This window comes from Parasedimentitalea nitratireducens, from assembly GCF_057444295.1.
The window spans coordinates 1-8,733 of record NZ_JBYAXC010000029.1 but is presented as its reverse complement, the minus strand read 5'-3'; the positions used below and the strand labels follow the sequence as shown (position 1 = coordinate 8,733).

At 53.6% G+C, this 8,733-nt stretch carries 7 protein-coding genes and 1 pseudogene; 6 read left to right on the top strand and 2 right to left on the bottom strand.

What is annotated here, in order from left to right; translation table 11 throughout:
- Window positions 1-319: 319 nt before the first annotated feature.
- Both AC2T28_RS24760 and AC2T28_RS24755 read right to left on the bottom strand, forming a co-directional pair.
- Window positions 320-1,240: a site-specific integrase gene (locus tag AC2T28_RS24760; RefSeq protein WP_486751273.1), complete on the bottom strand. Its 921-nt coding sequence runs from the start codon at window positions 1,238-1,240 to the stop codon at window positions 320-322.
- 57 nt (window positions 1,241-1,297) lie between these two features.
- A pseudogene (locus AC2T28_RS24755) lies at window positions 1,298-1,483 on the bottom strand (DUF6538 domain-containing protein); the annotation flags it as partial.
- A gap of 221 nt (window positions 1,484-1,704) precedes the next feature.
- Here AC2T28_RS24755 and AC2T28_RS24750 point away from each other — a divergent pair.
- The 6 genes from AC2T28_RS24750 to AC2T28_RS24725 all read left to right on the top strand — a co-directional run.
- Window positions 1,705-2,889, top strand: a complete 1,185-nt coding sequence (locus AC2T28_RS24750; RefSeq protein WP_486751272.1) for a tyrosine-type recombinase/integrase — start codon at window positions 1,705-1,707, stop codon at window positions 2,887-2,889.
- On the top strand, window positions 2,886-3,662 hold the full coding sequence (locus AC2T28_RS24745) for a hypothetical protein (protein WP_486751271.1): 777 nt from the start codon (window positions 2,886-2,888) through the stop codon (window positions 3,660-3,662). The genes AC2T28_RS24750 and AC2T28_RS24745 overlap by 4 nt, the downstream gene beginning before the upstream one ends.
- 58 nt (window positions 3,663-3,720) lie before the next feature.
- The gene (locus AC2T28_RS24740) at window positions 3,721-3,912 is read left to right on the top strand and encodes a helix-turn-helix transcriptional regulator (RefSeq protein WP_486751270.1); all 192 of its coding nucleotides are present in this window, start codon (window positions 3,721-3,723) and stop codon (window positions 3,910-3,912) included.
- Window positions 3,909-4,226, top strand: coding sequence for a hypothetical protein (locus AC2T28_RS24735; protein WP_486751269.1), 318 nt, complete (start codon window positions 3,909-3,911; stop codon window positions 4,224-4,226). The genes AC2T28_RS24740 and AC2T28_RS24735 overlap by 4 nt, the downstream gene beginning before the upstream one ends.
- Before the next feature lie 63 nt (window positions 4,227-4,289).
- A complete protein-coding gene (locus tag AC2T28_RS24730) occupies window positions 4,290-5,252 on the top strand; it encodes a bifunctional DNA primase/polymerase (protein WP_486751268.1) in 963 nt (320 codons plus the stop codon).
- A gap of 1,262 nt (window positions 5,253-6,514) precedes the next feature.
- A partial coding sequence (locus tag AC2T28_RS24725; protein ID WP_486751267.1) for a PKD domain-containing protein occupies window positions 6,515-8,733 on the top strand: 2,219 nt, incomplete at its 3' end.

The following is an 8,733-nucleotide window of genomic DNA, read 5'->3' as shown; positions in this document are numbered from 1 at the left end:
ATCAAACCAACCAGATGAGCCAAACTTTCTCTTAGTTTAGGCTGCCTTTGGACCCAAAAACTCTGCCGACGCACAGTGGGGCAACTCGGAGTTTTGTGCTGGGTTCGAAGAAGGGTGGAAAACAGTCAAGGGCGAAATTTCTGTTGTACCTCCATGTCCACCTGAGCCACCAACCCCGCCCAACTCGACTTCTTTCAGAGAGGGCATTAAGTCTGGGATAAAACGAGCAAACCGCTAAACATAATTGTTGCTGGTTTCGTAAATTGCGAGCCAGCACATTTCTGTGGCTACATGGAGTTTAGAATTTCCGTTTAGGACTTTAAGCAATCCGCTTCATCCATTTCATCAACACCGCTAAAGGGTATCCCTCTCCGTATCCATGCCCAACACCATCGGTGTTCCACCCGCCTATCTGATCCACGATATCAGACGGGCATTCGACGGCACGGAGGCGATCTCGCATGGAATGGCGAAACCCGTGCATCGTACAGCCGTCGGATACATGGTCCTTCAACCACTTGTTCAGACCAGCACTGGCTGAATTAGCGTTGGTCTTCTCAGTCTTGTTGTACCGGGGAAAGGCGAACTTGCCACCACCCTGCTGGGCTAAGATACGCTGAGCAGCCCACTTGGCGGACCCCACGAGAGGGATGGTCCGTTTGCTGCTGTCAGTTTTCAGGCTTCTCCATGGATGTGGAATGATCCGTACCACTAACCCACCATCGTCAGTCTCGTAGATGTCTTCAAGAAGTAGCCCCGCAGCCTCTGCCAACCTCATGCCCGTATCTGCGCCTAAGGCCACGAGCCAGCGCATCTCGTCATCGACCTGACGACATTCCCGCTGAATGGTACGGATGTCCTTGATCGGGATTGCTTTACGTTCCGCAACCCCCGCACCCCGGTCATAGTAGACATTTGCAAAGGGTGAGGTGATCGACAGCCCCTCCTCCGCCACAGCGAAGTTGAAGACGGCCCGAACCGTGCCGAAGATACGGGTAATGCTACTGCCAGCCAGCCCTCGCTTAATCAGAGCATCACGGAAGGCATTGGCGTTGGCCTTAGTGTAGCCCGGCAAAGGTTTGTCGCCGCAGATGTCTATCACGTAGCCACAGGCCCGTTCCGCTGCCCTACGGAAAGTGGCTGATTTACCCTGCCCCTTTAACTTTTGGTAGATCAGCACAGCCTCGGACAGCATCAAGGCATCGGAGGTGACAGAAGGCCCAGAACTTGGCTTGCTCAAGCCATGGCGCAACAGATGCTTTCCTGGCAACTCTGCATCCTGCGATCTCAGGTGATACCAGTACTCGTCTAATTTGCTGGCTGCACTGGTCGCCCTAGCCACAGCGACCGACCTCGACCTGGTCCGCAGCGAATAAGCGATCTTCGCGGATGAGTAGTGATTCCGAAGATCCACAGGGATTCGTCGGGTGAAATAAAATATGCCGTCCTTTACGAAGACATGCTTGAAAGAAAAGTACTCCAAAATGTTCTACGCCTCGCCTCGTCCATGACAAAAGGTGATGCAAAACAAAGTCTTACGGAGTTTCGTGGTGCCCCCACACGGAATTGAAATACTAATTCATTCGGTGTCTGGCCACCTCGCGGAGTTCAAAAATCAATACAAACTAGTAGGTTCATTGCATCACATCACTTCACCTTATGTCATCCCGCCCTATACTTAGGGGTGGATAGAGAGGTGGATACATGGCCGCTCGAAACAAGCTGACTGCAGTTCAAGTACAATCCGCGCCTCCGGGAAAGTACTCGGATGGAGCTGGTCTCTGGCTTCACAGACGCGTTGATGGCGGCGCACAATGGTTTTTGCGCATCACGATCCACGGAAGACGTAGGGAAATGGGGCTCGGTAGCGTCGACGATGTATCATTAAAGGAAGCGCGAACCCTATCCGAAAAGTGGCGTGCCGTGGTCCGTGATGGGAAAGATCCAATCAAGGAGCGGGACCGACAACGGCGTGAAGCAGCTAGGCCGGATAACACACTTAAGATTGTATCGTTGGACGCTTTCGAAGCAAGAAAAGCTGAGCTGAAAGACGATGGCAAGGCCGGGCGCTGGTTCTCACCGCTGGAACTGCATGTCCTTCCAAAGTTGGGAAAAGTCCCGGTGGAAGACCTCGACCAGCACGACATCCGAACCGTTCTGGCTCCGATCTGGCACTCAAAGGCCGACACGGCACGCAAGGCACTCAACCGGCTGAACATAGTCCTTCGCTACGCTGCCGCACTGGGAATGGATGTCGATTTGCAAGCGACGTTGAAGGCGAAAGCGCTGCTGGGGAAACCCCGGCATGTCGCTAAGCACATCCCCTCCTTGCCTTGGCAGCAGGTCCCGGACTTCTACGCTAGTTTGGAAGAGCCGACAGTCGCTCACATTTCATTGCAATTGCTTATCCTCACCGGGGTTCGTTGCAAACCTCTGAGGTTCATGCGGTGGGATAACATGGAAGGCGATGTCTGGACTGTTCCTGCCGAACTGATGAAGGGCCGTAAGGGACACACGTCAGACTTTCGCGTACCCTTGTCCCGTGAAGCCCAACGGGTCATTGACTTTGTACGGCCACTGTCACGCGATGGGTATCTGTTTCCAAGTGTTCGAAAGGGTGTGGTGTCCGACGCCACCATGTCACGGCTAATGGAACGGCGGGGAATGTCTGAGCGTCCTCACGGCTTTCGCACCAGCCTGAGAACTTGGCTGGCAGAGGCAACAATTGCGCCTCATGAGGTAGCTGAGACCATACTTGGGCACGTGGCAGACAGTGCCGTTGTTCGCACCTACCGCCAGACAGATTTTCTAGAACAACGCCGGGTGTTGATGGAGCGTTGGGCAAATCACGTCACTGGCAGGCAAGGTAAATTGGTGAAACTGGCATGACTAAATCGACCGAGTCGCGACCAAAAGAATTCGAATTGCTTACCTTTGAAAAACTGAAAAAATTCAAGGACCAATATCGCCCTAAGTTAGAGGCAGTCATCGAGACCCACTTGCCTGGTGACTTCTCAGATTGGGAAGAGGACCACACAACATGGAATGGCGACGTCAAGACGGTTGACTGCACAGAGTTTAGCCCCGTCACCGCGACTTGCGCGTGGGGGCTTTTCCTCGCCCACGAATGCGCTGATGAGCATCTTGGGTTTGTAAACAGGGACCGAAATATGAAAGCCCTGATGGAACTTCAGCACGGCCTCCGTCTATCCCTCGAAGCTATAGGAAAACTGGACATTACCACCCGCATGGAGTTGTCAAAGGCATCATCGGAAAGATATCGGGCTTCCTGCAAATTGCCTCAGAAATCGTTTATACCGCCGGACGTCAATCTGGCATTGATCAAACAAGCGCTACAATCCGGTATCGAACAGACCCGAAAGCTGTTGGAGAAGAAGGGGCAACAAAGCCGGGCAAAGCTTGCTGCAGCTGCAGTCGCGCAAGTCTGCAAAGAGGTTTACGAGGCGCGAACCGGAAACCCTGCCCCGCGTAGCGTCCGGGACTACCCCCAAAAAAAGGGCGCCAATCCCAAGCCAGCTCTGTTTCAAAGGTTCTGCAAGGCTGTTTTTGTTGTTCTGGAGATTTCAGAACAGCCAAGCAGCGCCTTGCGTCTGTTGAGACGCATTCAGCACTTAGCACCGATTTTCAGCAGAAAGTGGTGAATGACCGGTCAAAGCCTCTCACCTAGCATCTTCTCAAATCAAATGAGGAGATGGATAGATGCAACACCAAGAATTGCTTCTTCGCGAAAAGGAGGCTTGTGCGATCCTTGGCTGTTCGCCCGCCACTTTGTGGCGCCGCGTTCGTGACGGAACTCTGCCAAGACCAGTGAAAATCGGCCACATGAGCCGCTTCGTTGAATCTGAGCTTTTCGAAGCCATCCAGGCTGCAAAAGAGGCGCGGGACGCATGAGGGACTTCGAGAATAGGGTTCCGCGCAGTGTCCCCCAGCCCCACCATGAAACCAGCGACGACTACATCAAGGTCATCGCCTGCCTGAACGACAACTGGCGGGTCATTGTCTGCAAAGACAACATCCAGTGGATTTTACAGCGCAGAGACGCTGAGCGGTCCGGCCTGCCGCGCTGGAGAGGGGTAAGCTATCACTGTGAGCGGAAGACTTTGATCCGCGTCAGCCGGGCCTGTGCCAAAGAGCTCGACCTGACAGCTCTTGACCAGCTTGAGGCACTCCCCGCACTGTTTAATTGCTCCGACTGCCGGTCCTGACCTGCACTCTGCGCTGCTATGTTCGCACCCCCTCGCATATTTGCAGACAACGTTGAAGCCTACTTGGCTGAAGGCCTACCTGCTTTCCCTGTAGACACGCAATTAAAGAAACCCATGGTGAAAGGCTGGCAGCATTTCAGCCCCCAACGCTCGCGTGCTTGGGCAAGGGTGGCGAAGTTAGGCAGCGCCAGCGGGCTTGGCGTGTTAATGGGGGCACCTTCCGGATTGACGGAAATCGATGTGGACGGGGACGGCGAGGCCTGGCTTGCCCTTGCTGTCGAGCGGTTTGGCGATACACCCATCAAGATCCGCACAGCGAGCGGCAAAGCAAAGCTCTGGTATCGCAGCAATGGCGAGGGGCGGCGGATCCGGCCTTTTGAAGCTCTCCCCATCGATGTTCTGGGCGGCGGCTTCACAATTGCTCCACCTTCATGGCGCGAAGACCTAGCTGCGTCCTACATGTTTTTCGAAGGCGGGATCGAGAATGTCCCGGCGCTGCCCAAAATCGCCAGCCAAGCGCTAGAAACAAGCCAAATATTCAGTTCCCGGACAGTTGAAAATGGCAAACGCAATAGGACACTCTGGCTTTATTGCATGACACAGGCGCAACATTGCGATGACACTGAAGCCCTGATCGATGTCGCCGAGGCTTGGGCCAGCACTCTAATGGACCCTCTGACAAGGGCTGAAATCAGGAAGACAGCGCAATCTGCATGGCGATACGAAATTTCGGGACGCAACTTTGTTGGCATACGTAAACCCCAATTGACGGAGCAAGACAGGGTCATGGACAGTCTCATAGATCGACCAGAAGCCTTTACTCTCCTCCAGCTGTTCGCGCGATGGCACAGCAACAAGACTTCCTTCGCCATTGCCCCAACATCCATGAGCGCGGCAGGTACCCCACCTTGGCCGCGTCGTCGTATTGAAAAAGCGCGGGATGTTTTACTTCATCGAGGTTTTCTCAAAGAGCTTTCCCCACCGAAGAGAGGGAAAAAAGCTGGCCGCTATTGCCTCATCAACTAAATTGTCAAACCTGCCAAAGATTACATTACACCGTATGCGCACTCTGGGTTAGGGCAGTTCATGTTTGACAACGGCATTCAACCGACATGACTTTGCAAAGGTTGCTATCTGCGCATTGCTGCCATTGGTGGTGATCGCGCCTAATGGCCGGTTCCAGCCCTTCTTCGACATTCGTGTTGGGTGCAGCATGACGCGGGTACTGGAGAGAGAAGAGCGGTTTCCAAAATTGCAAAACAAAGTGCCCGCAATCACGGGATGTTTCAGTCAACCATCATTGCGCGCAAGGATTGCGTGGAATTGCGTGTCCCAATTTTACAACAGTAAATTCTCGAATATTGAATCTGTTAACTTTTTGTCGCAGTTTTTTCATATGTCTGGAATGCCTTTATTTAGATCAATTTTGTCAAGGGTATACAAAGACGCTAATCTGGCTTTGTTCCAAATTTATTGCCCCGACATTGGTAAGCCGAATTGTTCGTCCAACCGGGGGGTGGGGTTTGTATTTTGCAGGGGGGCAAGTGTGCCGTAACGGGGTTACGGCGGACACAGTGTGTTCTCTTGGTCTGGCGCCTGCGAGGATAGAGGTGCAGCGCGACCCAGCGACAAGAACCTCCAGAACAAATCTATCCAACCACAGAAATTTCCTGATCGCATGGTTTGGCCGTCTGGCCATATGGGACGAACGGTGGGGCCGTTTACCCTTGGGCTCGTGGGGTCGGCCAACTGTTCGATCATGGCATCGTGGCAAATTGTCGGTATTTTTCGTTTTCGCGTTGGTGTTGATCTCGACGTTCAATTGGAGCGGTGCGCAAGCTGGCTCGACGACGTGCTCCGGAGGGACTAGCCGGGCCGTAGTCTATGAGGCCTATATCAACACCTGCTATTCCTTTACACTGAACTACGGTTACGGAGTAATGGTAGGCAACCATTCGTCGGTTGACTATATGTTTTTCAACAGTCTCCACAATCGAGCTACTTACGATTTCCTGCCCACAACCATAGCATCAAACGATTGTGGCCCAACGCGCTATAGCGGGAACACGCTCTATGTAGAAGCTCCTTCCGGAACTGGATCCTGCAATATTGTGGTCCACCACACAGTTGGTGATTCACGATATCGGGTAACGTCGTCAACCACGGCGAACTATGTAGACGGAAAGATGATCAGTCATGGAACGGTATCTTTTACCGGAAGTCGCTATACTGTACCCACTCCACCTACCAATCTTTCCTATAGTAATCCCTCTGTTTATATCAAGAGTGTGCCAATTGCTGCCAACCAACCCTCGAGCGGCGGCGGGGCGGTGGTATCTTATTCAGTGTCGCCGACATTGCCCGATGGCCTGACACTCAACACCACCACCGGAGTCATCAGCGGCACTCCGACGGCGATTGACCCACAGTCCAGCTATACCGTAACGGCGACAAACGCAGACGGAACGGCCAGCACCAATTTGTTGATCACCGTCACCACCCTCCCTACGGCCGATGCTGGCCTCGATCAGGGCAGTGTCGCCTCTGGAGCCACGGTCACTTTGGATGGTTCTGGCTCCAGCGACAGCGACGGGACCATTGCCAGCTATGCCTGGACGCGAACAGGCGGCACGGGTGGCACGATTACGCTGAGCGATGCCACGGCACAGAAACCGACGTTCACTGCCGATGCGGTACCTTACGGTGGCAGCGCTGTGACACATATATTCAGCCTGGTGGCAACGGATGATGATGGGGCAACATCGACGGCGGACACGGTAACCGTCACCGTGCAACCATCCAATGTTCCGCCAACCCCGACGATAACTGGATTTTCAGTTCCCCCGATGATCGAAGCCGGTGACAACGTGGTTATTAGTATAGCAGGCACTGACTTTGTCGCCCCTGCTACAGCAACCTATGGTGTGACTGGAACTGGATATACCTGCACCAGCCCAAACGTTGTTTCTTCTAACCTTATGACATGCGTCGTTTCAAATGCTCCCGAGGGTGATCTGAGATTTATTGTTATCAATCCGCTAGGGTATCCCAGCGCAGTCAGCACAGCGACGATAACTGTTGTTCCACCCAACGTGGCCCCCACCGCCAGTGCAGGCACAGATCAAAGCAATGTCGAGTCTGGCGCGATGGTCACGCTTGATGGTTCGGGTTCTAGTGACAGCGACGGAACCATTGCCAGCTATGCCTGGACACGGACGGGCGGTACGGGTGGCTCGATCACCCTTAGTGATGCCACCGCGCAGAAACCGACGTTTACGGCGGATACGCTGTTGGGGAATAGCAGCCCAGTGACGCATGTTTTTAGCTTGGTGGTGACCGATGATGATGGGGCGACATCCACCACAAAAACGGTGACCATCACAGTCCAGCCACCGGTGACATTCACGTTAAGCCTTCCGACCAACCCGACCGTTACACTGGATGAGCACGGACTTCTGGTGCTGTCACTGGCTAATATAGGTGCGACAACCGTTTTTGACCCCGGCGTTGGGATCTCCAATTTAACGATTACTCCCAACGGTTTTAATTGCGGGGATGTGGGGACAATCGTTCCGGTCACGGTGACAATTGTCGGCGATTCCGCCGCAGGTTATACAGATTCAGCCAGCACCAATGTGCATATCGTCGATGCCACAGTGCCTGATGTGCAAGCGGTAAGCAGTCTTGAAGCCCAGTTAGACGCTTCAGGCCTGGCCATAGTCTCCCCATCCGATGTCAATTTTGGGAGCAATGACGAATGCGGCATCGCTGGCCTGCAACTCAACGGATCTGGCTCGACTACTTTTACCGGAGCAGATTTGGGCCCTCAATCTGTCACTTTGACGGCAACTGATCCAAGCGGCAATTCGGCGTCCAAGGTGATACCTGTAACTGTCGTTGACAACATTGCCCCGGTTGCCGTCGCGCAATCTGTTACAGTGGAATTGGACGGCGCCGGCAACGCTTCAATAATTGCCCAAAATATTGATGGCGGCAGCTTCGACAATGTTGATGGCATTCCGATGTTGGCTGTCAGTCAGTCCCAATTCATCCCTCCTGATATGCCCAGTGTCCAGGTCACACTTACGGCCACCGATAGCAGCGGCAATACAGGTACGGATACAGCAACAGTCTATGTTGTCGATGCGATGTCACCGACCCTTACACCACCGGGTGATATCACCCAAAACACTGATGCAGGCAAGAACACGGCATCTGTCAGTTTTGCGGCAGATGTTACGGATAATACTGGCGAGACCATCACTCCTGTTTTCAAGCTGGGCAGCACGGTGATCACCAGCCCTCATACCTTTGCCACCGGCGAGAATATGGTGACGGTGGATGCCACAGATGCTTCTGGCAACCTAGCCTCTCTTCCATATGGCAATCATGTTCCCCCTCTCGAATTCAGTTTCATGGTCACTGTTTCAGATGGCGAGATCCCGGTGATCACACCACCAAGTGACATCACCCAGAACACCGACACAGGCGTGAACACCGCCTCGGT